Source organism: Streptomyces sp. NPDC107581, assembly GCF_055657175.1.
Map to the genome: position 1 here is coordinate 530,799 of NZ_JBVKBH010000005.1, position 24,118 is coordinate 554,916.

Consider the following 24,118-nt stretch of genomic DNA (forward strand, 5'->3'; position numbering starts at 1 on the left):
AGAGCCTTGATCCCGGGATGCGACGCGCGGCCGTACGAGGAGGTGGTCGGCGTGTCCGACGGGCGAGGGCCCGCGCAGGCACCGGCGGCCGCCAAGGTGGCGGTCGGGCGGCCGGTGCTGTCCCTCGCTCTGGCCTCGATGATCGAGGACGTGGGCGCGCACTCCGGTGCCCTGTACCTGCTCAGGCCCGACGAGCCGGTCCTCGAGATGGCGGTGATGGCGGGGATGCCGCGGGCGTTCGCCGCGCCGTGGGAGCGGGTCGGACTGGGCTCGACGGTCCCGGTCGCGGACGCCGTGCGGGGGCGGCGGGTGGTGTGGGTGGGTGGCGAGGAGGAGATGGCGCGTCGCTATCCGCGGATCTCGGTGGTGCTGCCGTACCCGTTCGCACTGGCCGCGGCGCCGGTGGCGACGGCGGAACGGGTCTACGGCGCCGTGTTCGTGACCTGGCCCGGTGCGCATCCGCCCGACCTGTCCGACTGGGAACACGATGTTCTGACGTCCGCCTGTGAGCGGCTGGCCATGCGGCTGGCGCGGGCCGACGAGGAGAAGCGGCCGCTGGGCCCCGAGACCGACCTGCTGGCGATGCCCGGCGCGGGTGTGGCGGACACGCTGGGGTCGGTGGAGGCGGTACGGCTGGTGGCCCGGCTGCCGTACGGGCTGGTCTCGCTCGACCTGCACGGGCGGATCGCCTTCGCCAACCCGGCCGCCGCCGAGCTGCTGGGCAGACCGACAGGAGAGCTGCTGGGCACGCTGCCATGGGTCTCGGTGCCCTGGCTGAACGATCCGATGTACGAGGACCGCTACCGGGCCGCGCTGATCAGCCAGCAGGTGACCTCGTTCCTGGCACTGCGTCCACCGGGCGAGTGGCTCTCGTTCCGGCTGTATCCGAGCACGTCCGGGCTGAGCGTGCGGATCAGCCGGGCCCGGGCGGTGGCGGAGATGACGCGGGAGAAGCCCCGGTCGGGCCCCGGCCACTCGCGGCTGGTGACCATCTCGCAGGTGCTGAGCCTGGCCGGCGCGCTGACCGAGGCGGTGGGGGTGCAGGACGTGGTGCAGCTGGTCGCGGACGAGGTCGCACCGTCGGTCGGCAGCCAGGCGCTGGTGGTTCTCGGCTCCCAGGGCGGCCGGCTGCATGTGCTGGGGCACCGCGGATACCCGGACCCGCAGATCGTGGAGCGGTTCAGCGGGGTGCCGTTGAGCGAGCGCACCCCGGGCACCCATGCCCTGAACAGCGGGGTACCGGCGTTCTTCGACTCGCGGGAGCAGCTGGAGCGGCTGTACCCGGGCCGGCAGGAGACCCCTGACGGGTTCGCGGCCTGGGCGTATCTGCCGCTGATCGCGTCCGGACGGCCGGTGGGCACGTGTGTGCTCGCGTACGCCGAGCCGCATGTCTTCCCCGCCGAGGAACGGGCGGTGCTCAGCAGCCTCGGCGGCCTGATCGCGCAGGCGCTGGAGCGCGCCCTGCTGTACGACGCCGAGCACCGGCTGGCGCAGGGGCTCCAGGAGTCGCTGCTGCCGCGCTCGCTGGCGCCGCTGCCCGGCATCGAGGCGGCCGCCCGCTATCTGCCGGCCACTCAGGGCATGGAGATAGGCGGCGACTTCTACGACCTGGTGCCGACCACGCCGCTGGCGGCCGCGGTGATAGGGGACGTCCAGGGGCACAACGTGACGGCGGCGGCCCTGATGGGACAGATCCGCACCGGGGTACGGGCGTACACCACGGTGGGACAGGCACCCGAGGAGGTGATGGGCAGCACCAACCGGCTGCTCATCGACCTCGGCGCCGACCTGTTCGCCAGCTGCCTCTACCTGCGGCTGGACCCCGCGCGGGGACGGGCGGTGATGGCGCGTGCCGGGCATCCCCCGCCGCTGCTCAGACGTCCGGACGGCCGGGTGCGGGTGCTGGACCTGGCCGGCGGCCCGCTGCTGGGGATCGACGCCGCGGCGGTCTACCCGACGACCGAGGTGTCCCTGACCCCCGGCTCGGTCCTGGCCCTCTACACGGACGGGCTGGTGGAGTCGCCCGGTCTGGACATCGAGGACGCCTTGGTCGACCTGGGGGCGCTGCTCGCGGAGATCGGCGACCAGCCGCTGGAGGAGCTGGCCGACGAACTGGTGCGGCACAGCGTGGCGGCCCGGGAGCGGGTGGACGACATGGCGGTGCTGCTGCTGCGGGCATGCGAGGACGACTGAGCCACGGGTCCCGCACGGACAACGGGCCGAACCGCGCAGCCCCGCAGAGACGACGGCCGAAGGGCCCGGCCCCCGGCGACCAACGGCCGAATCGCCCGGCTCCGTACGGACGACGGCCGAACCGCCCGCCCCCCTGCGGCCAACGGCCGGGCCGCCGGCCCCGCACGGACGACAACGGCTGAATCGCGCAGCCCGCTGCAGACGACGGCCGAGGTGCCCGGTCAGGCGCATGCGGTCCGGCCCTCCCGCCGGAGGGCCGGACCGGTCCCCGCCGGCCGGAACCGCTGTGGGCCGGTCAAGGAGTTCCGGGACTGCTCGGGGTGCCCCGAGGTCCCACTGCGGCGGGGTCAGTTGCTCCCGGTGAGGGACGACGACCCGTCGCCCGCGCCCGACTGATCGCCCGCGCCGCTCTGGTCACCGACACCGGACTGGTCACCCGCGCCGCTCTGGTCACCGACACCGCTCTGGTCGCCCGCGCCGCTCTGGTCACCGGCACCGGACTGGTCACCCGCGCCGCTCTGGTCACCGGCACCGCTCTGGTCGCCCGCGGAGGCGGACGGGTCGGCGGAGCCGCCGATCTGGTCGCCGCCCGACTGGTCACCGGCACCCGACTGGTCGCCGGCCGAGGCCGAGGGGTCGGCGGTGCCCGCCTGGTCGCCGCCGCCCGCGCCGTTGCCGCCGTCGCCGAGGGTGGCGCCGGTGGCCTGCAGGGCGGCGGTGACCGGCTGGAAGAAGGTCTCGCCGCCGCTGGTGCAGTCGCCGCTGCCGCCGGAGGTGAGGCCGACCGCGCCGCCGTCCTGGGTGAACAGGGACCCGCCGCTGTCGCCCGCCTCTGCGCAGACGTTTGTCTGGATGAGGCCGGTGACGGTGTCGACGCCGTTCGGGTCGGTCTCGCTCTGGAAGTTGACCGTGGCGTCGAGCCCGGTCACCTGGCCGTTGTGCAGCCCGGTGGTGGAACCCATGCGGAAGACCGTCTCGCCGACGGTCGCGTCCGCGGCCTGGGTGATGTTGACGGTCTGGCCGTTGCCGACGTTGACCTCGCTCGGCGCCTGCGTGTTGGCGTCGTTGTACTTCACGAGGGAGAAGTCGTTGCCCGGGAACTTCGCCTGGTCGACGGTGGCGACGGGCTGACCGTTCTGGGAGTCGGACCAGTCCTTGGCGGCCACTCCGCAGTGACCGGCCGTCAGGAACGCGGGGCTGCCGTCGGAGGCCTTCACGTTGAAGCCGAGGGAGCAGCGCACATTGCCGCCCTGGACCTGAGAGAAGATGGCGTCGCCGCCGGAGACGAAGGTCTTGAAGCTGCCCGAGGACTTCTTCAGCGTGGCCATGCCCGGGCCGAGGCCCTGCACGGTCGACCGGAGCCGGTCCCACTTGGCGCCGGTGACGCTGGAGTCGGCGGTGACCTGGACCTTGTCGGTGCGCGGGTCGACGGCCCAGGCGGTGCCCGGCATGGTCGCCCTGGTCTTCAGCCTCTTTGCGGCGGCCTTGAGTTCGGCGGTGCTGTTCTCGACCTGGCGGACGACCGCGCCGGCCTTCTTCGCCTGCACGATGACATTGTTGTCGCCGCTGACCACGTTGACGACCAGCTGCTTCTTGCCGCTGTCGTAGTAGGAGCCGGCAAGGGCGTCACCGAGCGCCTTCTGCAACTGCGCGGCGAGATCCGAGGCGTCCGAGGCCTTCAGGGTCTTCGCGGTGCCGGCGGCGCCGGACGCGTCGTTCTTGTCCTGGGATGCATTGGCGTTGGGCAGCAGAAGGGCCGCCGCTCCGAGCGCCGCGACACCGCCCACCGCTATCGCTGCCTTGCGCTTGGGCATTCGCTTGTGACTCAAACTTCTCGACCTCCTGGGGACGGGGGCCTGCCGCTGTCGGGCAGTTGATCGGGGGCGCCTGGATGGCTGTAGGTACGGGCGGGTCACACGGTGCGTTCAATTCCGCTTGCCAACTTCCGCGCCGTGGCGGTGAATCGGCCATGCTTCGCGTGTCGCGCCGGGCAGCCGGGAAGAATCCCCCATATGACGATGACCACCGCTGAAGCCGACAAGATCCTCTCCGACCGCTTCGCCCCCTGGGTCCTCGACCTCGGGCTGTCCGTCGAGGCGGTGGGCGAGGACCGTGCGGTCCTGCGTCTTCCCTGGTCGGACCGGCTGGCCCGGGAGGGCGGGGGGCTCTCGGGGCAGGCGCTGATGGCGGCCGCCGACACGGCGACGGTGATCGCGGTCTCGGCCGCGCGGGGCGGCTTCGTGCCGATGACGACCGTTCAGCAGTCGACGTCGTTCCAGCGGGCGGTGTCCGGTGCGGATGTCCTGATCGAAGCGGTCCTGACCAAGCTGGGCCGGCGGATGGCGTTCGCGGACATCACGCTGAGCGACGCCGGTTCGGGTGCGCTCGCGGCGCGCGCGAGCACGGTCTATGCACTGATGGGCTGACACGCTCAGCTACTGATCGGTAGCGGTCCGTTCCGAACACGTACCGGAATCCCTGCTTCAGAGAATCTGCACATCGAATACCCGAGCGCGTCACTGCCGTCCATGGTTCTGCACATTCGCACGCCCCCCGGTACGGCTTTGGCGCGGAGTGCCGGATTCGCCGGACGGCGGGCAAGGGCCGGAATGCGCCGATGCCGTGCCGCATGTGAAGGAGTCGCCGACATGCCGTGCGCGCGCCTGCACGGATGAGCCCCTCCGGGGAACAAGTTCCCTGGTGAGAGGCCTGGTTGATTGGAAGCGCGCCCTGCGTGCGTGCTTTGATCCATCACATCGCGGGACTCCCCCGGGACTCCGGAGACGGAAGCCCGGTGCCCGCGGAGCGCGGCCGTCCGTCTGTCCCCAGAGGGGGCCGCTTCCCCCCTTGTGAAATATCCATACGAAGGGAAGTTCCACCATGAACTCCACCCCCCAGGTTGAGACCGTCGAGATCTCGGACGCCGAGCTGGACAACGTCTCCGGCGGTCTGTCCGTGAACGCCCTGAACACCGTGACCGGTGCCGTCAACGGCCTTGCCCCGGTTTCCGGCCTGGTGGACACGGCTGTCGGCACCGTCCAGGGTGTCACCGGCCTGAACGTGGCCCCGGTTTCCGGCCTGGTCGCCGGTCTCTGATCGCACCTCGGTGTGACCGAAGTCCCGGAGCCGCCCCCCGGCTCCGGGACTCTCGGGTGCCTGGAAGCACCCGGACCATGTCGTAGCGAAGTCTCTCCACGGGTGAGGGAAGTTCCGTGCAGTTCCGCCAACAGGCCCTCGCCAAGCTCCAGTCGCCGGAGGAGCTGGACCTTCCGGTGCGCCTCGCCCGCCCCCAGGGCTGGCTCGCGCTCGGCGTCACCGTCGTCGTCATGGCGGCCGCCTCCGTGTGGGCGGTGACCGGTTCGGTCGCCTCCACGGTGAGCGCGCAGGCCATCCTCACCCACGCACAGGGCAGCTATCTGCTGCAGAGTCCCGTGGCCGGGCAGGTCACGGCCGTACTCGCCAAACAGGGCGAACGGCTGCCCGCGAACGCACCCGTCCTCAAGGTGCACACCGGTCAGGGCGATTCGGTGGTCCGCACGGTCGCCGCGGGCCGGGTCACCGCGCTCGCCGCCACCATCGGCCAGATCATCCAGACCGGCACCAATGTGGCCGCCGTCGAGAAGGTCGCCCACGCCGCCGACCCGCTGTACGCCACCGTGTACGTCCCCGCCGAGAACGCCGCGGCCATCCCGGCGCACGCCCCCGTGGACCTGACCTTGCCGTCGGTGCCGACCCAGCAGTACGGGGTGCTGCGCGGGCATGTGAAGTCGGTGGACCGCACCGCGCAGTCCGCCCAGTCGATCTCCGCGTTCCTCGGCGACAGCCAGCTCGGCGAGCAGTTCACCCGCAAGGGGCGCCCGGTGGCCGTCCTGGTCGCCCTGGACAGGTCCCGGGCCACCAAAAGCGGTTACCGGTGGTCGTCCGCGGACGGGCCGCCCTACCGGCTCGACTCCATGACCCTTGCCTCCGGTTCGGTCCGGCTGGCCGACCAGCGTCCCGTCGATTGGCTGCTGCCGTGAGCACCACTCAGGAAACCCGCGGCCGCAGACGGGCCGCCCCGGCCCGGCGCCCGGTCCCCAAGGCCCGCGGCGGCACGGTCCGTACGCCGACCGTGCTCCAGATGGAGGCCGTCGAGTGCGGCGCCGCCTCCCTCGCGATGGTGCTGGGCCACTACGGCCGGCACGTCCCGCTGGAGGAGCTGCGCATCGCCTGCGGTGTCTCCCGCGACGGCTCGCGCGCCAGCAACCTGCTGAAGGCCGCCCGCAGCTACGGCCTCACCGCCAAGGGCATGCAGATGGACCTGGCGGCCCTCGCCGAGGTCGCGGCCCCGGCCGTCCTGTTCTGGGAGTTCAACCACTACGTCGTCTACGACGGGATGGGCCGCCGCTTCGGCCGGCGCGGGGTCTACATCAACGACCCCGCCAAGGGCCGCCGGTTCGTGCCCATGGAGGAGTTCGACGGCAGCTTCACCGGAGTCGTGCTGGTGCTGGAGCCGGGCGACGGCTTCAGCAAGGGCGGCCGCAGGCCCGGCGTGCTCGGCGCGATGCCGGCCCGGCTGCGCGGCACCGCGGGCACCCTGCCCGCCGCGGTCCTGGCCAGCCTGCTGCTGGTGGCGGTGGGCGCGGCGGTGCCCGCCCTCAGCCGTACCTACATCGACACGTTCCTCATCGGCGGTCAGACCTCGCTGCTCGGCGTGCTGTTCGCGTCGATGGCCACCTGTGTGCTGCTCACCCTGGTGCTGACCTGGCTGCAGCAGGCCAACCTGCTGCACGGCCGGATCATCTCCTCCACCCTCTCCAGCGCCCGCTTCCTGCGCCATCTGCTGCGGCTGCCGGTCACGTTCTTCTCCCAGCGCAGCCCGGCCGACCTGGTCCAGCGGCTGCAGTCCAACGACCAGGTCGCCGAGACCCTGGCCCGCGACCTGGCGGCGGCGGGCGTGGACGCGATCGTGGTCGTGCTGTACGCCGTCCTGCTGTACACCTACGACCCGCAGCTGACCTTCCTCGGCATCGGCGTGGCCCTGCTGAACGTGGTCGCCATGCGGCTGGTCGTACGGCTGCGCGCGACCCGGACGGCGAAACTGCGCGCGGACACGGCCCGGCTCACCAACACCTCCTACACCGGTCTCCAGCTGATCGAGACGATGAAGGCGACCGGCGGCGAGGACGGCTACTTCCGCAAGTGGGCCGGGCAGCACGCGACCACGCTGGAGGAGCAGCAGCGGCTCGGTGTGCCGAGCGCCTGGCTCGGCGTGGTCGCGCCGATGCTCGCCACGCTCAACAGTGCGCTGATCCTGTGGATCGGTGGTCTGCGGGCGGTCGAGGGACACATCTCGGTGGGTCTGCTGGTCGCCTTCCAGGCGCTGGTCACCCGCTTCACCGCCCCGCTGACCCGGCTCAACGGCGTGGCGGGCCGGATCCAGGACTTCGCGGCCGACGTGGCGCGGCTGAAGGACGTGGAGAACTTCCAGACCGACCCGCTCTACGCCCGCCCCGGCGGCGGCGACTCGACGCGCCGGCTGCACGGGCACGTCGAGCTGGAGAACGTGACCTTCGGCTACAGCCCGCTGGACCAGCCGCTGCTGACCGGCTTCGACCTGACCGTCGGGCCCGGCCGGCAGGTGGCCCTGGTCGGCGGTTCGGGCAGCGGCAAGTCCACGGTCTCCCGGCTGATCTCGGGGCTGTACGCGCCGTGGGACGGGGTGATCCGCATCGACGGCCGCCGTCTGGAGGACATTCCGCGCGGCGCCCTCGCCTCCTCCGTCTCCTTCGTCGACCAGGACGTGTTCCTCTTCGAGGGCTCGGTCCGCGACAACGTCGCCCTGTGGGACCCGTCCGTCCCGGACGAGGCCGTGGTGGAGGCGCTGAAGGACGCGGCCCTGTACGAGGTGGTGATGCGCCGGCCCGGCGGCATCCACAGCAAGGTCGAGCAGGACGGCCGGAACTTCTCCGGCGGGCAGCGCCAGCGTCTGGAGATCGCCCGGGCGCTGGTGCGGCGGCCCAGCATCCTCGTCCTGGACGAGGTGACCAGCGCACTGGACGCGGAGACGGAGCTGGCCGTGATGGACAACCTGCGCCGGCGCGGCTGCGCATGCGTGGTGATCGCCCACCGGCTGAGCACCGTCCGGGACAGCGACGAGATCGTGGTGCTCCAGCACGGCACGGTCGTCGAGCGCGGCCGGCACGAGGAGCTGGTGGCGCACGGCGGCGCGTACGCCGCGCTGGTCAGGGAGCGGTGAGATGACGGCTGTTCAGGAGGGGCACGGGGGCGACCTCGTCCTCGGCGCGCTCGGCTCGCTGGGCACCCGGGTCGACTGCGCCGGGTTCAACCGCCTGGACCTGGAGGGTCCGCAGGTGCTGTGGCTGGTCGCGGCCGGAGCCCTGGATCTGTTCGCGGTGGACGCCGTGCAGCAGGGCCACTGGCACCATCTCGGCCGGCTGGAGGCGGGCTCGCTGCTGCTCGGCCCGGTCGCCGGGCCCCAGCACACCCTGGTGGCCCGTCCGGTCCGCGACTGTGTGGTCCACCGGGTCGGTCTGCGCGAGCTGTATCAGACCGCCCACACCCAGACCTGGTCGTACGACGAGTACGGCAACCCCCAGTACGTGCCGCCCGCTTCGAGCCCGCTGGAGTACGCCCTCGCGCTGGGCGTCGGCCGCGGTCTGTCGGTCCTCTTCCAGGCGCCGATGGCCGAGGAGCGGACCGCGGCACCCGCCGATGACGACGTGTTCTGGATGCAGGTGCCGCCGGGCAGCGTCCAGTACGGCTCGCTGTACGGCGCGGAGGCGGCTGCCGACCTGCTGATGGACCCCGCCCTGTGGCAGAGCATGGTCGACCAGCAGTACCGGCTGCTGACCGCGCTGGACCGGTGGATCGAGCAGCTGGAGCGCACCCACGAGACGCGCACGGCGGCCGGGATCAAGGCCGGTGAGGCGGTCCGCGCCCAGGCCGACCGGACCCTGCTCGCCTCCATCGGCAAGCGCTCGGCCCGCCGTACGACGGCCGCCGACGCCGATGCCGGCTACGCGGCCTGCAAGCTGGTCGCCGAGGCCGCCGGGATCACCCTCGCCGCGCCCGCGCAGAGCGGCACGGAGAGCGAGCGCCTCGACCCGGTCGAGCGGGTGGCCCTGGCCTCCCGGGTGCGCACCCGTGCGGTGCGGCTGCACGGCCGCTGGTGGCGGGAGAACGTGGGGCCGCTGGTCGGGCACCGGGCCCTGTCCGGCGCGCCGGTCGCCCTGCTGTGGCGGCGCGGCGGCTATGTGGCCGTGCAGCCGGCGACCGGACGCGAGACCCCGGTCGAGAAGGCGAACGCGGAGGAGTTCGAGCCGCGCGCGGTGATGTTCTACCGGCCGCTGCCCGAGCGGCGGCTCGGACCGCTCGGGCTGCTGCGGTTCAGCCTGCGCGGCACCCGCGGCGACCTGCTCAATCTGATGCTCGCCGGGCTGGTGACGGTGGCGATCGGCGCGCTGGTGCCGATCGCGACGGGCAAGGTGCTCGGCGAGTACGTGCCGAGGGCCCAGGTGGGCCTGATCGTCCAGGTGTGTCTGGCGGTGATGATCAGCGGCGTCGTGTCGGCCGCGTTCACGCTGCTGGAGAACCTGACCATCCTGCGGCTGGAGGGACGGATCGAGTCGGCGCTCCAGCCGGCCGTCTGGGACCGGCTGCTGCGGCTTCCGACCCGGTTCTTCACCCAGCGCTCGACCGGCGAACTCGCCAGTGCTGCCATGGGCATCAGCGCGATCCGGCGGCTGCTTGCGGGCGTGGGCCCGGTGGTCGCGCAGTCCGTGACGGTCGGCGCGATGAATCTTGGCCTGCTGTTCTGGTACAGCGCGCCGATGGCCATGGCGGCGATCGGCATGCTCGTCGTCATCGGCGCCGTGTTCCTGGGGCTCGGGCTGTGGCAGGTGCGCTGGCAGCGGCGGCTGGTGGTGCTCGGCAACAAGCTGAACAACCAGGCGTTCCAGACCCTGCGCGGCCTGCCCAAGCTGCGGGTGGCCGCGGCCGAGAACTACGCGTACGCCGCCTGGGCCGGAGAGTTCGCGCGCAGCCGGGAACTCCAGCAGAGGGTCGGCCGGATCAAGAACCTCACCACGGTGCTCGGCGCGGTCTATCTGCCGGTGTGCACCCTGCTGATGTTCATGCTGCTGGCGGGCCCGGCCAGGGGCGCGATGTCGGCGGCGGCCTTCCTCACCTTCAACACCTCGGTGACGATGGTGCTGACCTCGGTCACCCAGCTCACCAGCTCCTTCGTCTCGGCGGTGGCCGCGCTGCCGCTGTTCGAGGAGATCAGGCCGGTGCTGGACGCCACGCCCGAGGTGCGCACGGCCAGCACCCGCCCGGGCCCGCTGTCCGGCGCGGTGGAGGCCCGCCGGCTCTCCTTCCGGTACACCGACGACGGCCCGCTCGTCCTGGACGACGTGTCCTTCGACGTCCGTGCGGGCGAGTTCGTGGCGGTCGTCGGCCCGAGCGGCTGCGGCAAGTCCACGCTGCTGCGCCTGCTCATCGGGTTCGACAGGCCGGTCTCGGGCAGTGTGCTGTACGACGGTCAGGACCTGGCGGCCCTGGACCAGTCGGCCGTGCGCCGCCAGTGCGGGGTCGTCCTGCAGCATGCGCAGCCCTTCACCGGCTCCATCCTGGACGTCATCTGCGGCACCGAGCCGTACACGCCCGAGGAGGCGATGGCGGCGGCCGAGATGGCGGGGCTCGCGGAGGACATCAAGCGCATGCCGATGGGCCTGCACACGATCGTCGCGGGCAACGGCGCGATCTCCGGCGGGCAGCGCCAGCGCCTGATGATCGCTCAGGCGCTGATCCGGCGCCCGCGCATCCTGTTCTTCGACGAGGCGACCAGCGCTCTCGACAACGACACCCAGCGCATCGTCATCGAGAGCACCCGCAAGCTGCAGGCCACGCGCATCGTCATCGCCCACCGTCTGTCGACGGTGCTGGACGCGGACCGGGTCGTCGTGATGGAGGACGGCAAGGTCATCCAGCAGGGCCCGCCGGCCGAGCTGCTCGCCGACACCGGCGGGCGGCTGCACGAGCTGGTGCGCAGGCAGCTCACGTAGGGCCGCGCACCGTCCGCGCGGGTGGCCCGGTCGCCGTGCTCGTTCCCTCGGACGACCATGGAAGCGGGACGGAGCGTGCCGGGCGGGAGCAGCGCATGACGGACACCGAGGTACTGATCGCCGGAGCGGGCCCGGTCGGCCTGACCGCCGCCCTCGAGCTGAGCAGACGGGGCATCGGCTGCCGGCTCGTGGACAGACTTCCCGAGCGGCTGCCGTACGCGAAGGCCGTGGGCATCCAGCCGAGGACGCTCGAGGTCTGGGACCGCGCGGGGGTGGCCCGCGCGGCCCTGGACGCGGCGGTCCCGCTGCGCGGGCAGCTGACCTTCGTCGACGGTGCCGAACAGGCGCGCATGGAGATGACGCTGCCGCCGGAGGTGCCCTACGGGTTCGCCGCCCTGCCGCAGTACGAGACGGAACGCATTCTCGAAGAGCGGCTGGCCTGCTTCGGCCGGCGGATCGAGCGCGGCACCGAGCTGCTGTCCTTCGCCCAGGACGCGAACGGTGTCACCAGCCGGCTGCGCACCACGGCAGGCGGCGAGCTGGAGATCCGCTCGCGCCACCTGGTCGGATGCGACGGTGCGCACAGCGTGGTGCGCAAGACGCTGGGGCTCCGCTTCGAGGGCGGCGCGCTGCCGGAGGAGTACATGCTCGCGGACGTGGAGGTCGACTGGGACCTGCCGCCCGGCTGGACCGTGCGCGCGATGCACCGCGCCCCCGGCGGAGAGGTGGACGACCTTCTCGTCTGCATCCCGCTGCCCGGCAGACGCCGTTACCGCATGTCCATGCTGGTCCCGCCGGAACTCTCGCCGCGGTCCGGCCGGGACGCTGCGGCCCCGGGGGATGCGGGGGATGCGGTGACCCACGGCCTGGAGGCGGGGGGTACCCCGCGTCTGCACCACATCCAGGCGGTCCTCGACCGGCTGTCCCCGCGGCCGACGACCGCATCCGCGCTGCGCTGGTCGTCCGTGTTCCGCATCAGCCACCGCATCGTGGACCGTTACCGCGAGGGCCGGGTGTTCGTGGCCGGCGATGCCGCGCACATCCATCCGCCGACCGGCGCCCAGGGCATGAACACCGGGGTGCAGGACGCCTACAACCTGGGCTGGAAGCTGGCCCTCGCGACGCGGGGCATCGCCCACCCGGGGCTGCTGGACAGCTACGACGCCGAGCGCCGGCCCGTCGGGCAGGAAGTGGTGGGCCGCACCCTGCGGCACGCGGCGCGGGGCGTCCAGGCCGACCCGGACGATCCGCTGACCGTGGGGCTGCGGGAGGCACAGCTGCTGATCTCCTACCCGGACGGTCCGCTCACCGAGCCGGGCCCGTCCGGCGGACCCCGCCCGGCCGCGGGTGAGCGGGCGCCGGACTGCGGCGGTCTGCTGGATCCGATCGCGGCCTTCCCGCTGCGCCTGTACGACGTGCTGCGCGAGCGCGATCACGTCCTGCTGCTGTACGCGGACACCTCCGAGGGAACGAAGGACTTCGAGGAACTGGCCGGGACCGCGCGCGCTCTGGCGCACGGCCGGCTGGACTGCTGCTGCGTGCTGCCGGGGCACGTGGACGCCGGACCACCGGCCCTGCCCGTGGTCCGTGACAGCCGTGGCGAGTTCCGCGAGCGGTACGGGACCGGCGACAGCGACGCGTTCCTCGTGCGCCCGGACGGCTATCTGAGCGCACGGGTCTCGCCGGCCGGCGCCGGGCCGGTGGCCGCGGCCCTGGCCCGGGTGTTCGCCACCTGACCGGGCGGGAGATCAGTCCAGGCCCGGCACGGGCGCGCCCGAGGGCACGCCGGCCCCGATGTAACCGTCGTAGAACTCCTTCCAGGGTGCGTTCGCTCCGGCGTGCGGACCCTCGAAGCGCTCACCGCGCGCCTTGGCGTCCAGGGCGGCCAGGCACACCTCCCAGCCGGCGCCGTTGCGGGCGGCGGTGTTCTCGGCGACGAGGACGTTGGTGAGCGTGAAGCGGGTACGCCCCTCGCCGGTCGCCTCCAGGTCGAAGCGGACTTCGTCGCCGCCCCACTCGAAGGAGAGGTGCCGGGGCGGGTCGACGGCGAGGACCCGGCCGGTGAACTCCGGTGTTCCCGGCTCACCGAAGAAGCGGATGGGCGCGTCCGCGCGCAGTTCCATCTCGACGTGGAACGGGAACCACTCGGCCAGCTCGTCCGGGTCGGTCACGAAGTGCCAGACGCGGTCGAGGGAGTGGGCGTAGGTGCGGCTGAAGCGGACGGCGGGGCGGCCGTCGGCGAGGGTCAGATAGGTGCCGGTGAGATCGACGGACATGGTGCTCGGTCCTTCGCGATGGGGGGGTCAGATGTCGTCCGGCGCCTCGTCCCGCCCCGCGGAGCCCCGGGGCCCGTGCGCCTCGGCCGTCTCGTCGAGGCGGCGGCCCAGGGCGTCGAGGCTGCGGTTCCACAGCGTGCGGTACGGGGCCAGCCAGGCGTCGAGGGCGGCGATCGGAGCCGGGTCGAGGGCGTAGACGCGACGCTGCGCGTCCTGCCTGACCCGCACCAGACCCGCCTCCCGCAACACCTTGAGGTGCTTGGACGTGCTCGGCTGGCTCAGCCCGCAGGCCGCCACGATCTCCCCGACGGGCCGGGGCCCCTCCAGGAGCAGCGCGACGATGGCCCGCCGGTGGGGGTCGGCGAGGGCACTCCAGAGCACGGCGTCGGACATACATGCAATATGCCTGTCTAGTTATATGCCTGTCAAGGAATACGATCCCCAGGCAAGCGAAACGTTGCCGTTTCGCTCACGCTGGTCTACGCTCAATGCGTACGAAACAGTTTCGTTTACGAGCGGCCGACAAGCTCGCGCGCCGACGAACTGTCCGTGCGTCCGTGTCTCCGTGTTCCCGCTTCGAACGACTTCCCTGGAGTAGTTCCCGATGCCCCAGAAGACCCTGACCGACGGCGCCCGCACGGCCGCCGTGGAGGCGCCGCCGGCCGCCTCCGCCAAGCGCTGGTGGATCCTCGCGGTCATCGCCATCGCCCAGCTGATGGTGGTGCTCGACGCCACGATCGTGAACATCGCCCTGCCCTCGGCCCAGGCCGACCTCGGCTTCTCCGACGGCAGCCGGCAGTGGATCGTGACCGCCTACGCACTGGCCTTCGCCTCACTGCTGCTGCTCGGCGGCCGGATCGCCGACCTGTTCGGCCGCAAGCCCGCCTTCCTCGTCGGCGTCGTCGGCTTCGCCGCGGCCTCCGCACTCGGCGGCGCGGCGAACGGCTTCACCATGCTGGTCGTCGCGCGCGCCCTGCAGGGCGCCTTCGGCGCACTGCTCGCACCGGCAGCGCTGTCGCTGCTCAACACCACGTTCACCGACGCCCGCGAGCGGGCTCGCGCGTTCAGCGTGTACGGCGCGATCGCCGGCGCCGGCGGCGCGGTGGGCCTGCTGCTCGGTGGTGTGCTGACGGACGCGCTCGACTGGCGCTGGACCCTCTACGTCAACGTGGCCATCGCGGTCGTGGCCTTCGCCGGCGGCTGGGTGCTGCTGAGCAACCACCGTGACGCGGCGGACGCCAAGCTGGACGTGCCGGGCACGGTCCTGGTCGCCGCCGGTCTCTTCTCCCTGGTGTACGGCTTCTCCAACGCCGAGACGCACGACTGGGGTTCGCCGCTGACCTGGGGCTTCCTGATCGCGGGCGGCCTGCTGCTGGCGGCGTTCGCCTGGTGGCAGACCCGGGCCGCGCACCCGTTGCTGCCGCTGCGCATCCTGCTCGACCGCGACCGCGGCGCCTCGTTCCTCGCGGTGCTGATCACCGGCGCGGGCATGTTCGGCGTGTTCCTCTTCCTGACCTACTACCTCCAGCTCAACCTCGGCTTCAGCCCGACGAGGACCGGCGTGGCGTTCCTGCCGATGGTCGGCGCGCTGATGGTGACCGCACAGGTCGGCACGACGGTCCTGGTGCCGCGCATGGGCCCGAAGGCGGTCATCCCGCTGGGCTTCGCGATCGCCACGGCCGGCATGGCCTGGCTGACCGGCATCGGTCTCGGCTCCGCCTACACGAGCGCGGTGCTGCCGCAGCTGATCGTGATCGGCGTGGGCCTGGGCCTGGTCATGCCGCCCGCCATGCAGCTGGCCACCGGCGGAGTCGCGGCCGAGGACGCGGGCGTCGCGTCCGCGACGGTCAACGCCATGCAGCAGGTGGGCGGTTCGATCGGCACGGCGCTGCTGAACACCCTCGCCGCGAGCGCGGCCACCGACTACCTGTCCGGTCGCGACGCCACCAGCAAGCTGGTGCAGGCGCAGGCGACGATCGAGAGCTACACGACCGCCTTCTGGTGGTCGGCCGGCCTCTTCGCCGCGGGCACGGTCATCGCGTTCCTGCTCTACCGGCGCGGGGTGCCGCAGCAGGACGCCGCGGCCCCGCAGGTCGTCCACATGTAGCCGCCGCGACCACCACGAAGGGGCCGCCGTCAGCAGGGAGACGGCGGCCCCTTCGCACAGTCGGGGCGTGTTGATGCGCAAGGCGTCCTCGGCGCACCGTTTGTTTTTCGCCGCTCCCCGGACGGCCCCCCACGGACCGGTCCGGGGAGCGGCTGTGTGCCCGGAAGCCGGAGGGCGGCCCCACTCCGCCCACCAGTCCCGGTGCGAGATCGCAGATCCCCGCTCCAGGGGGCCGCACTCCCCAGTTGCGGACCTGATCCGGCGCTACGGAGACCGCGCGATCCCGGTCTTAGAACGCGAAGACGCTGCTGTTCAGCGCGTCCTTCACGCAGGTGTTACCGAAGACGCGCTCATAGGAGACGCGCTGCCCCTGCCAGACCCCCTGCACCGTGACCACGACGGGGGCGTACAGCTTGGTGCACCACACGTCGTCGCGGGGCTTGAGGGCCGCGAAGTCGCCGCCGACGCCGCGCAGTTCGGCGCAGGCCTGGGCCGCTGCCGGATGGGTTCCGGAGGCCGTCGGGGCGCAGTTCAGGGTGACGGCGCGCTCCGGAGTGGCCGTGGCCGCGTTGTCGCCGTGGCCGGTGGTGAGCACCAGCGCCGAGGGGGCGTAGAGCGACGACGGGGCGGCGTCCGGTGCAGCGGCGGCGGCCCCGATCAGGGGACCGCAGACGGTCGTGGCCGCGAGGCCCAAGATCGCTGCCCAGCGCGCGGTGTTCCGCATTGTATGCATCCTTCCGCTCGAATAGACGAGTGCCGGCCCGGGCCCGGTCGGCGCCGGAGCGGCGTGCGCCACTCTGCCGAGTCCGCCGTCGAAACACACATCCAACCCACAGCTTTCAGTAACCTTGCGTGTTGAATCAGTGGCGTGAAGTCACGGAATCCGAACGCTTCGACCGCACAACCGAGCGGTTCTTGATCGCTGAGAGCGATCCCATGGCCGAAAAAGACCGCCTCGTTAATAGGCCTGAAACATTCCGCCCTCACCCCACAGCGAACCCCTTCACGACCCCTTCACCACTCCTTGCGTTCATGAAGACGACGGAGTAATCCTGATTACATGATTACAGCGGAGCAGAAAGAGCAGCTGCGCGGCTGGTTCGCCGGCCGGCTGCCCGACGAACTCTTCGAGGAACTGGTCGAGGTGACCGCGGACCGCGAGGAGATCACCGTGATCGGGCGCGTCCCGGAGCCCCGGCTCGCCGGCGGCGCCTCGGACGCCGAGCGGGAGGCCGCCGTACAGGCGCGGATCCAGGAGTTCCGGGAGCGGACGCGCGAGACCCGCATCGAAGTGGCCCGCGAGGCCGAACACCGGTTCCGCCGCAAGGTGTCGTGGGGCGTGGTGTGCGGCACGGAGCGGGCCCTGTTCACCCATGTGGCGGCGCCGGTGATGACCCGGCTGCGGCAGCCCGAGCGACAGGTTCTGGACACCCTGATCGCCGGGGGCGTCGCGCGCAGCCGCAGTGACGCCCTCGCCTGGTGCGTACGGCTGGTCCAGCGCCACACCGACGACTGGCTGACCGAGCTGCGCGATTCCCTGGAACACGTCCAGCGGGTCCGGGCCCAGGGGCCGGACGCCGAGGAGGTGGCCGATTCCTCCACCGACGACGGCACAGATGGATGAATCGTCCTCTGGCAGGGGTCTTCGCCGGCGCCGTACCGTCGGCAGACCCCTCCAGGACGGCTCCCGCCCGCGTCGCACACCCCCACGGCGCCGGCGGTCGTTCACCATCGCCGCGCCACCAAGCGCTCCACCGCCGCAACCTCGCTGGAGCCCTCCTTGACCCCTCAGCCCCCCGACTCCCCCACCGCGCCGCCGTCCCTCACCGAGGTCGAGCCCTACGGCGTCGAACGCATCCCCGACGCGGACCGCACCGCGACCCCGCTCGACCTCTTCCGGGTCGCCTTCGGCGGTGCCAACACCTTCTCCACCTGCGTCCTCGGCGCCTTCCCGATCCTCTTCGGGCTCTCCTTCTGGCAGGGACTGGCGGCCACCGTCCTCGGTGTCGTCGCAGGCGCCCTGATCCTGTGCCCGATGGCGGTGTTCGGCCCGGTCAACGGCACCAACAACGCCGTGTCGTCCTCCGCGCACCTGGGCGTGCACGGCAGGGTGGTCGGCTCGTTCCTTTCACTGCTCACCGCGATCGCCTTCTTCTCCATCTCGGTGTGGAGTTCCGGGGACGCCCTGGTCGGCGGCGCCCACCGGCTGTTCGGCCTGGAACGCAGCACCCTGTCGTACGTCGTCGCGTACGCACTGTTCGCGGGGCTGGTCCTCGCCGTGTGCGTGTACGGCTTCCGGTTCATGCTGTTCGTCAACAAGATCGCCGTGACCTCGGCGACCGTGCTGTTCCTGCTCGGCGCGATCGCCTTCGCCGGTGACTTCGACCCGTCGTACGCCGGTGTGTTCACGGCCTCGGCGGACGCGGCGACACAGTCGATGTTCTGGCCGTCGTTCATCGGCTCGGCGCTGATCGTGCTGTCCAACCCGGTGTCGTTCGGCGCGTTCCTCGGTGACTGGTCGCGCTACATCCCGGCCGCCACCCCGCGCCGCACGGTGGTGGGCGCCGCCTTCCTCTCCCAGATCGCGACCCTGCTGCCGTTCGTCTTCGGCCTGGCGACCGCGAGCATCATCGCGGCCGAGGCGCCGAAGTACGTCGACCCGGCCGCGCCCGACTTCGTCGGCGGGCTGCTGGCCATCTCGCCGAGCTGGTTCTTCCTGCCGGTGTGCCTGCTCGCGCTGATCGGCGGCATGTCGACGGGCACGACCTCGCTGTACGGCACCGGCCTCGACTTCTCCTCGGTGTTCCCGAGGCTGTCCCGTGTCCAGGCGACGTTGCTGGTCGGGCTGTTGTCCGTCGCGTTCATCTTCATCGGCCGGTTCGGCCTCGACCTCGTGCAGTCCATCTCGACGTTCGCCACGATGATCATCACCTGCACCACGCCGTGGATGGTCGTGATGATGCTCGGCTTCTACACCCGGCGCGGCTGGTACGACCCCGACGCGCTGCAGGTCTTCAACCGCCGTCAGCGCGGCGGCCCTTACTGGTTCGCGCACGGCTGGAACTGGCGCGGCATGACCGCCTGGTGGGTGTCCGCGCTGATCGGCGTGCTGTTCACGGACATCCCGGGCCAGTTCGTCGGGCCGCTGGGCGACCTGGCGAACGGGGTCGACATCAGCCTGCCGCTGTCCCTCGCGGTGGCCGCCGTCCTGTTCCTGACACTCCTGCGGCTGTTCCCCGAACCCCGGGCGGCGTACGGCCCCAAGGGCCCGCGGCTGGCCCGTACCGTCGAGGTGCCGGTGCCGCCGGTCACCGGTCCCGGTGCTCCGGCGGACGAGATGCCGACCGTGCTCGCGGCCGAGGGCGGACGATGAGCGGCTGGCTCGATCTGTCGGTGCCCGTGGTCACCGGGATGCCCGTGTATCCCGGTGACCCGGAGGTCACGCTCTCCCCCGCCCTGCGGGCGCCGGCCGACGGCGTCAACGTGCTGGCGCTGCACCTGGGTTCGCAGTCCGGCACCCACGTCGACGCGCCGTACCACGTCGACGACGCCTGGCCCCGCCTGGACGAGCTGCCGCTGGACCGGTTCGCCGGGCCCGCGGTCGTGGCCGACGTCCGGGGGCTGCCCGCCCGGTCGCCGATCACGCCGGCCCTGCTGGCCCCCGCGCTCGACCGGCTCGCGGCGACGCCCGGCGCGCTGCTGCTGCTCGCCACGGGCTGGTCGGCGTACTGGGGCAGCGACGCGTACCTCGCCCACCCCTGGCTGACACCCGAGGCCGCCGGGGCCGTCGTGGCGGCCGGCGCCCGGACCGTGGCGGTGGACGCGCTCAGCGTCGACCCGACTCCGCAGCCGGACGATCCGCACACCGGACTCGGCCTGCCCGCCCACCGGGTGCTGTGCGGTGCGGGCGGGGTGATCGCCGAGAACCTGACCGGGCTGGAACGGCTGGTGGGCAGGGCCGAGGTCGAGGTGTTCCTCTTCCCCCTGCGGCTCCCGGGGGCGGACGGCGCTCCGGTGCGAGCGGTGGCCCGGGTCGGCTGAGCGCCGGGCGGGCCGGCCACGCGGCCGGCCGCACGAGGGCCACGTGGGGGGGCACGCGCCGACCCACGGGGCCCTCCCGTCCGGCACCGGAATGCTCAACTTCCCTTCCATGACGTGGAGTTGGCGGGTCGAACCGGCACGTTGGAGCTGGTGGAGCCGGAGACCGGTCACCGGCCCGTGTCCTCCGTGCCCCACGGGCTCGCCACCGTCCCGTGCGAGGCGGTCACCCGTGGCCGAGGGCGCCTGTGCACCGCGCCGACCGGCCCGTATCGTCTGCCTGCAGCGCATCTCAGCGACGAGCGGCGGGAGGGCCGGATGGCCAAGCACTGGGCGGACTTCCAGTACGAGATCTATCTGAACGGGACGACGGGTGCCGTGCCCCGGCTGCCCACGGACCTGACCCGCCTGGAGGAACTGGCCGAACACCGGCTCGGGCCCGGCCCGGTGGGATATGTGGCGGGCAGCGCGGGCGACGGCAGCACCGCCCGCGCCAACCGCGCCGCCCTCGCCCGGCGTCGGATCGTGCCGCGCATGCTCAGGGACGTGCAGGAGCGCGATCTGTCGGTGGAGGTGCTGGGCCGTGCCCTGCCGGCGCCGTTGGCACTGGCACCGGTGGGCACCATATCGATCATGCATCCGGACGCCGAGTCCGCCGTCGCCCGGGCGGCCGCCGCGCAGGGTGTGCCGTACACCCTGTCCTCGGCCTCCAGCACGCCGATGGAGCAGGTGGCCGAGGTGATGGGGGACGCCGAGCGGTGGTTCCAGCTGTACTGGGGCAAGGACCGCGAGGTGACCCGCAGTTTCCTCGCCCGTGCGAAGGCCGCCGGATTCACGGTGCTGGTGGTCACGCTGGACACGCCGCTGCTGGCGTGGCGGCCGCGCGATCTGGACCAGGCCTATCTGCCGTTCCTGCACGGGGTGGGCACCGCCAACTACTTCACCGACCCCGCCTTCCGGGCGGGCCTCGCCAAGCCCGTGCACGAGGACCCGAACGCCGCCGTCATGCACTTCCTCGGCCTGTTCGGGGACGCGGGCCACACCTGGCCCGACCTCGCCTTCCTGCGGGAGCACTGGGACGGGCCGATCGTCCTCAAGGGAGTCCTGCACCCGGACGACGCCCGGCTCGCCGCGGACGCCGGGATGGACGGGGTGGTGGTCTCCAACCACGGCGGCCGGCAGGTGGCCGGCTCCGTCGCGGCGGCCGACGCGCTGCCCCGGGTCGCGGCCGCGGCCGGCGACCGGCTGACGGTGCTGTTCGACAGCGGGGTGCGCACCGGGGACGACGTGTTCAAGGCGCTCGCGCTCGGCGCCCGGGGGGTCCTGCTCGGGCGCCCCTACGTCTACGGGCTCGGCCTGGACGGGCAGGCGGGCGTCGAGCATGTGATCCGCTGCGTCCTCGCGGAGCTGGACCTCACCCTCGCCCTGTCGGGGCACGCCACGCCCGCCACGGTCACCGCGGACGACCTCGTCGAGTCACCCGTGTGAGGTCCGGCCGCGTCCCGCCGGCAGCTCCGCTGTCGCCGTCGGACCGCGGCGGGACGCGCTGCCCGGGCGTCATGTGCCCGTCCCGGGCAGCTCCGCCGGCCGTGCGGAGGGGCCGCCGGTACCGGCGATCGACAGGGAGCCGGGACTGGCCGTCGGCCCGTCGGTCAACCAGCGCTGCCCGGCGGAGCGGTCCCGGACCTTGACGACGATGCCGGCGCCCGCCTCCTCGCTCTCCGGGGCGAGCGCGAGCGTCTCGTCCCAGCGGGGCAGCAACTCGCCCGGCACGGTGAGGTCGTAGCGCACATCGTCCCCCCTCCGCGCGCCGGCGTCGGAGCAGGTGCCGAGGATGACCACGCCGGCGTCGGCGTGCGAGTCCAGGCACAGGCCGGAGTCGGCCGCGCTGCGCAGCAGTCCGTCGGCGTCGTACGTCCACTGCTGCGTCGGCGCGGCGGAGCAGACCGCGAGCACCGTGTCCGCGCCGGCGGCGGGCTTGCCCTTGATGTCCAGGCACAGGCCGGCGGCGGCGTTGTGCAGCCGGGTCGGCCGGCCGGCCGAGGGCAGGCCGGCCGACCCGGGCGCCGTGGCGGGCGGGGACGGGGTGCCGGTGCCGGGAGCCGAGCCCGTGGAGGCGACCGAGTCGGTGCCGCCGCCGTCCGGCCGGACGCTGATCACCAGGACGGCCGCGAGCAGCCCGGCCGAGGCGACGCCGACGCCGGTGAGCAGCGCTCTTGAGGACCAGCCGGCCCGTGGCGCGGCCCGGCCGGCCCCCTGTGCACGCGGCGCGGGCACCGGAACCCGGGCGAGCAGCCCGTGCTTGCCGCCGCCGCGCCGACGCCCGCCGGAGCGCCGGGAGGTGCTGCGGGTGCGGGCGGGGCCAGGCCCTCGGCGGCCCGGACGCGAGTCGAGGTACCGGCGGGCGCCCCAGCCGAGGACCGCTTCGGCGAGCAGCACGCCGACTCCGGCCTCGATCTGCCCGAGCTGCTCGGCGGCGTGCCGGCAGTAGGGGCAGGCGGCGAGGTGCTGCTGGACGTCCGGCAGCAGGGCGCCGCCCCGGCGGATCGGCCCGTCGAGCAGACGGTTGTAGTGGCGGCAGTCGGTACTCGGCGCGAGTTCCCGGTGTGCACGGACACAGCCTTCCCGGAATTTCTCGCGGGCTTGTTCGAGTGCAAGCGCGGCGCTGTCGGTGTCCATGCCGAGCAACCCCGCGGGGATGTTTATCGGCTCGGCCTCGACCTCGGTGTGCCACAGCAACGCCTGTTCGATCCGGGGAAGTCCTTGGAATGAACGTTCGGAGAGCGCGCGGTTTTCCGGTATCAGGGACTGCGCGGTGCGCATACCGCGTCCCCCGGCGGGTTTCCGGAGTCCGGGCAGCACGGCGGCTATGCGGTCCGTGGCGGACCAGTTCACGACCGTGTCCCGGACGGCCACGAGCAGACGGGGCCGCAGCGCCTCGGCCGGTTCGCCGAGCGCGAGCCGGTCGAGGACCTGGTGGAAGGCGGTGGCGGTGACCATGTGGGCGAGCGGGCCGGGTGCGGCCAGGCAGATGACCGCGTAGTCCTGCGCCGGGCGCCAGTGCCGGGCCATCAACAGCGCGGCGGACCGGGCGGCCTCCGCGTCGGAGCCGGCGCGCAGCGGTGCGGCGACGGACTCGTCGGACTCTGCGGGATCGCCGCCGGAGGGCGGGTAGGGCGGACAAGGGGGGTGGGGGGTGGGCACGGAGCGGATTCCTTTGATGCGTATGCGTGTGGCGCGTTGGTGCGTACCTCGGGAACGCGTGCGGGACGCGGGAATTCGGCGGTGCCGTGGCGGTACGGTTCCCCAACTGCCGAAAGAACCCCGGGCATTATCCCCCGCACGAGTGTTTCAACCCTTGCACAACTTCCACACACGCAACAAGGCGCACGTAGGACATCAACAGGTTTGAAAGAAAGTCAGAAATCACGTGCAGGGCCAGGTCCGGTACGGCGGTTTTCCGCATTGCCCGCGCCCCGTGCGGCATTGCCTGTGCCCCGTGTGAAGGGCACGCACGCGCCGGTGGTCCGCGCACGCTCCCGGGGCAGGTGCCCGCGGGAGTGGACTGGGTCCGGCCCTTCTCGGAAGGCCTGCGCGGGACGGCGGCTCTCCTGCGCGAAGCCGGCCGCCGGCCCGTTCCTCCCGCTTCCGGCCGGCGGCCCCGGCGGCTTCCCCCGTCGGCCGGGCGGTGTCAGATCTGCCAGGAACGGAGCCGGTCGGCCGCGCCGTACACGTCGGTCTTGCCGGCCAGCAGATCGCGGGCGAGGTCGACGAGGGCGCCGTAGGGCGGGTCGATGCCGACGCCGCTCGTGAACATGTAGGCCACGGCGGTGGCGCACGCGAAGCGGGCGTTGGACGCGGGCAGCGGCTTGAGGACGGCGAGGGTGTGCAGCAGGGCGGCGGCCCGCCAGGCGGGATCGGAGTCCACGCCGAGCCGGGGCGGGTCGACACGGTGCCGGGCTACGGCGGCGACCAGCGCGGAGAAGTCGTCGACCGTGGGCTGGTCGGGCAGGACCTCCTCGTGCCGCTGGAGCAGCCACGGGACGTCGATATGGATGACGGAGGGCATCACTCAGGCGGCCTCGCCCCGGGCGGGGGGCTCGTCGTCGGGGAACGCCGCCGCGAACTCCTCGGCATGGGCGGCGAAGAAGCGCCGGAAGGCCTCCGCGCCCTCCTGCAGCGCGCGGTGCCGGGCGATGTCGGCGGCGGCGGCCTCGCGCACGAGCGCCTTCATCGACGTACCGCGCTCCTTGGCGATCTGGCGCAGGTCCTCAAGTTCGCGTTCGCTGAACTCCACATTGAGAGCTGGCATGCCCTCACGGTACCGCGCGGGTACTTACCCGTAAATACGAGCAGGTCAGGCCCTCTCCGCTCCGGTACCTGCAGGGCCTCAGGGCCAGGTCCGATTTCCGCCGGTGACGGGGCGGCCGGCGCAGCAG

19 protein-coding genes are annotated in these 24,118 nt (G+C 72.5%); 12 read left to right on the plus strand and 7 right to left on the minus strand.

Annotated elements, in window-relative coordinates; all coding sequences use genetic code 11:
- The first annotated feature begins 42 nt into the window (after positions 1 to 42).
- Positions 43 to 2,193 (plus strand): SpoIIE family protein phosphatase, encoded by a 2,151-nt coding sequence (locus ACZ7P3_RS15665; protein WP_472081991.1) that lies wholly within the window; start codon positions 43 to 45, stop codon positions 2,191 to 2,193.
- 347 nt (positions 2,194 to 2,540) lie between these two features.
- On the opposite strand, the gene ACZ7P3_RS15670 is transcribed toward ACZ7P3_RS15665, so the two are convergent.
- The gene (locus tag ACZ7P3_RS15670; protein ID WP_472081993.1) at positions 2,541 to 4,007 is read right to left on the minus strand and encodes a S1 family peptidase; all 1,467 of its coding nucleotides are present in this window, start codon (positions 4,005 to 4,007) and stop codon (positions 2,541 to 2,543) included.
- A gap of 198 nt (positions 4,008 to 4,205) precedes the next feature.
- Between ACZ7P3_RS15670 and ACZ7P3_RS15675 the strand changes: the two genes are divergently transcribed.
- The 6 genes from ACZ7P3_RS15675 to ACZ7P3_RS15700 all read left to right on the plus strand — a co-directional run bounded on the left by ACZ7P3_RS15675 (position 4,206) and on the right by ACZ7P3_RS15700 (position 12,994).
- Positions 4,206 to 4,619 (plus strand): PaaI family thioesterase, encoded by a 414-nt coding sequence (locus tag ACZ7P3_RS15675; protein ID WP_472081769.1) that lies wholly within the window; start codon positions 4,206 to 4,208, stop codon positions 4,617 to 4,619.
- A 454-nt stretch (positions 4,620 to 5,073) separates the two neighbouring features.
- On the plus strand, positions 5,074 to 5,289 hold the full coding sequence (locus ACZ7P3_RS15680) for a type A2 lantipeptide (protein WP_472081771.1): 216 nt from the start codon (positions 5,074 to 5,076) through the stop codon (positions 5,287 to 5,289).
- Positions 5,290 to 5,405: 116 nt separating this feature from the next.
- Complete coding sequence (locus tag ACZ7P3_RS15685; protein ID WP_472081773.1) at positions 5,406 to 6,212, plus strand: hypothetical protein; 807 nt, start codon at positions 5,406 to 5,408, stop codon at positions 6,210 to 6,212.
- Positions 6,209 to 8,431, plus strand: a complete 2,223-nt coding sequence (locus ACZ7P3_RS15690; protein WP_472081775.1) for an NHLP family bacteriocin export ABC transporter peptidase/permease/ATPase subunit — start codon at positions 6,209 to 6,211, stop codon at positions 8,429 to 8,431. Before ACZ7P3_RS15685 ends, ACZ7P3_RS15690 begins: the two co-directional genes overlap by 4 nt.
- 1 nt (position 8,432) lies before the next feature.
- Positions 8,433 to 11,258: an NHLP bacteriocin export ABC transporter permease/ATPase subunit gene (locus tag ACZ7P3_RS15695; RefSeq protein WP_472081777.1), complete on the plus strand. Its 2,826-nt coding sequence runs from the start codon at positions 8,433 to 8,435 to the stop codon at positions 11,256 to 11,258.
- 95 nt (positions 11,259 to 11,353) lie between these two features.
- The gene (locus tag ACZ7P3_RS15700) at positions 11,354 to 12,994 is read left to right on the plus strand and encodes an FAD-dependent monooxygenase (protein WP_472081779.1); all 1,641 of its coding nucleotides are present in this window, start codon (positions 11,354 to 11,356) and stop codon (positions 12,992 to 12,994) included.
- A 12-nt stretch (positions 12,995 to 13,006) separates the two neighbouring features.
- Here ACZ7P3_RS15700 and ACZ7P3_RS15705 read toward each other — a convergent pair whose 3' ends face one another.
- Positions 13,007 to 13,534 (minus strand): SRPBCC family protein, encoded by a 528-nt coding sequence (locus ACZ7P3_RS15705; protein ID WP_472081781.1) that lies wholly within the window; start codon positions 13,532 to 13,534, stop codon positions 13,007 to 13,009.
- 27 nt (positions 13,535 to 13,561) lie between these two features.
- Complete coding sequence (locus ACZ7P3_RS15710) at positions 13,562 to 13,927, minus strand: ArsR/SmtB family transcription factor (RefSeq protein WP_472081783.1); 366 nt, start codon at positions 13,925 to 13,927, stop codon at positions 13,562 to 13,564.
- Between the two features lie 211 nt (positions 13,928 to 14,138).
- Between ACZ7P3_RS15710 and ACZ7P3_RS15715 the strand changes: the two genes are divergently transcribed.
- Positions 14,139 to 15,641 carry an MFS transporter gene (locus tag ACZ7P3_RS15715; RefSeq protein WP_472081785.1) on the plus strand — a complete coding sequence of 501 codons (1,503 nt, stop codon included), beginning with the start codon at positions 14,139 to 14,141 and terminating at the stop codon, positions 15,639 to 15,641.
- A 289-nt stretch (positions 15,642 to 15,930) separates the two neighbouring features.
- Here ACZ7P3_RS15715 and ACZ7P3_RS15720 read toward each other — a convergent pair whose 3' ends face one another.
- Entirely contained in the window at positions 15,931 to 16,365 is a 435-nt protein-coding gene (locus tag ACZ7P3_RS15720; RefSeq protein ID WP_472081787.1) for a protease inhibitor, read from the minus strand.
- Positions 16,366 to 16,701: 336 nt separating this feature from the next.
- Between ACZ7P3_RS15720 and ACZ7P3_RS15725 the strand changes: the two genes are divergently transcribed.
- The 4 genes from ACZ7P3_RS15725 to ACZ7P3_RS15740 all read left to right on the plus strand — a co-directional run bounded on the left by ACZ7P3_RS15725 (position 16,702) and on the right by ACZ7P3_RS15740 (position 21,167).
- Positions 16,702 to 17,265: a hypothetical protein gene (locus tag ACZ7P3_RS15725; RefSeq protein ID WP_472081789.1), complete on the plus strand. Its 564-nt coding sequence runs from the start codon at positions 16,702 to 16,704 to the stop codon at positions 17,263 to 17,265.
- A gap of 156 nt (positions 17,266 to 17,421) precedes the next feature.
- The gene (locus ACZ7P3_RS15730) at positions 17,422 to 19,014 is read left to right on the plus strand and encodes a purine-cytosine permease family protein (RefSeq protein WP_472081791.1); all 1,593 of its coding nucleotides are present in this window, start codon (positions 17,422 to 17,424) and stop codon (positions 19,012 to 19,014) included.
- Positions 19,011 to 19,682 carry a cyclase family protein gene (locus ACZ7P3_RS15735; protein WP_472081793.1) on the plus strand — a complete coding sequence of 224 codons (672 nt, stop codon included), beginning with the start codon at positions 19,011 to 19,013 and terminating at the stop codon, positions 19,680 to 19,682. The genes ACZ7P3_RS15730 and ACZ7P3_RS15735 overlap by 4 nt, the downstream gene beginning before the upstream one ends.
- Positions 19,683 to 19,997: 315 nt before the next feature.
- Entirely contained in the window at positions 19,998 to 21,167 is a 1,170-nt protein-coding gene (locus tag ACZ7P3_RS15740) for a lactate 2-monooxygenase (protein ID WP_472081795.1), read from the plus strand.
- A 69-nt stretch (positions 21,168 to 21,236) separates the two neighbouring features.
- Here ACZ7P3_RS15740 and ACZ7P3_RS15745 read toward each other — a convergent pair whose 3' ends face one another.
- The 3 genes from ACZ7P3_RS15745 to ACZ7P3_RS15755 form a co-directional block, all read right to left on the minus strand.
- The gene (locus ACZ7P3_RS15745) at positions 21,237 to 22,883 is read right to left on the minus strand and encodes an RICIN domain-containing protein (protein ID WP_472081797.1); all 1,647 of its coding nucleotides are present in this window, start codon (positions 22,881 to 22,883) and stop codon (positions 21,237 to 21,239) included.
- A gap of 487 nt (positions 22,884 to 23,370) precedes the next feature.
- A complete protein-coding gene (locus tag ACZ7P3_RS15750; RefSeq protein ID WP_472081799.1) occupies positions 23,371 to 23,748 on the minus strand; it encodes a toxin Doc in 378 nt (125 codons plus the stop codon).
- Between the two features lie 3 nt (positions 23,749 to 23,751).
- Positions 23,752 to 23,991 carry a hypothetical protein gene (locus ACZ7P3_RS15755; RefSeq protein ID WP_201837833.1) on the minus strand — a complete coding sequence of 80 codons (240 nt, stop codon included), beginning with the start codon at positions 23,989 to 23,991 and terminating at the stop codon, positions 23,752 to 23,754.
- Positions 23,992 to 24,118: the final 127 nt, after the last annotated feature.

Bases quoted from the DNA above. Each gene is read 5' to 3' on its own strand.
- ACZ7P3_RS15750 (WP_472081799.1), bottom strand. From the start codon at position 23,748: ATGCCCTCCGTCATCCATATCGACGTCCCGTGGCTGCTCCAGCGGCAC.
- ACZ7P3_RS15740 (WP_472081795.1), top strand. From the start codon at position 19,998: ATGGCCAAGCACTGGGCGGACTTCCAGTACGAGATCTATCTGAACGGG.
- ACZ7P3_RS15735 (WP_472081793.1), top strand. From the start codon at position 19,011: ATGAGCGGCTGGCTCGATCTGTCGGTGCCCGTGGTCACCGGGATGCCC.
- ACZ7P3_RS15680 (WP_472081771.1), top strand. From the start codon at position 5,074: ATGAACTCCACCCCCCAGGTTGAGACCGTCGAGATCTCGGACGCCGAG.
- ACZ7P3_RS15695 (WP_472081777.1), top strand. From the start codon at position 8,433: ATGACGGCTGTTCAGGAGGGGCACGGGGGCGACCTCGTCCTCGGCGCG.
- ACZ7P3_RS15725 (WP_472081789.1), top strand. From the start codon at position 16,702: ATGATTACAGCGGAGCAGAAAGAGCAGCTGCGCGGCTGGTTCGCCGGC.
- ACZ7P3_RS15705 (WP_472081781.1), bottom strand. From the start codon at position 13,534: ATGTCCGTCGATCTCACCGGCACCTATCTGACCCTCGCCGACGGCCGC.
- ACZ7P3_RS15710 (WP_472081783.1), bottom strand. From the start codon at position 13,927: ATGTCCGACGCCGTGCTCTGGAGTGCCCTCGCCGACCCCCACCGGCGG.
- ACZ7P3_RS15755 (WP_201837833.1), bottom strand. From the start codon at position 23,991: ATGCCAGCTCTCAATGTGGAGTTCAGCGAACGCGAACTTGAGGACCTG.
- ACZ7P3_RS15715 (WP_472081785.1), top strand. From the start codon at position 14,139: ATGCCCCAGAAGACCCTGACCGACGGCGCCCGCACGGCCGCCGTGGAG.
- ACZ7P3_RS15670 (WP_472081993.1), bottom strand. From the start codon at position 4,007: ATGCCCAAGCGCAAGGCAGCGATAGCGGTGGGCGGTGTCGCGGCGCTC.
- ACZ7P3_RS15700 (WP_472081779.1), top strand. From the start codon at position 11,354: ATGACGGACACCGAGGTACTGATCGCCGGAGCGGGCCCGGTCGGCCTG.
- ACZ7P3_RS15675 (WP_472081769.1), top strand. From the start codon at position 4,206: ATGACGATGACCACCGCTGAAGCCGACAAGATCCTCTCCGACCGCTTC.
- ACZ7P3_RS15720 (WP_472081787.1), bottom strand. From the start codon at position 16,365: ATGCGGAACACCGCGCGCTGGGCAGCGATCTTGGGCCTCGCGGCCACG.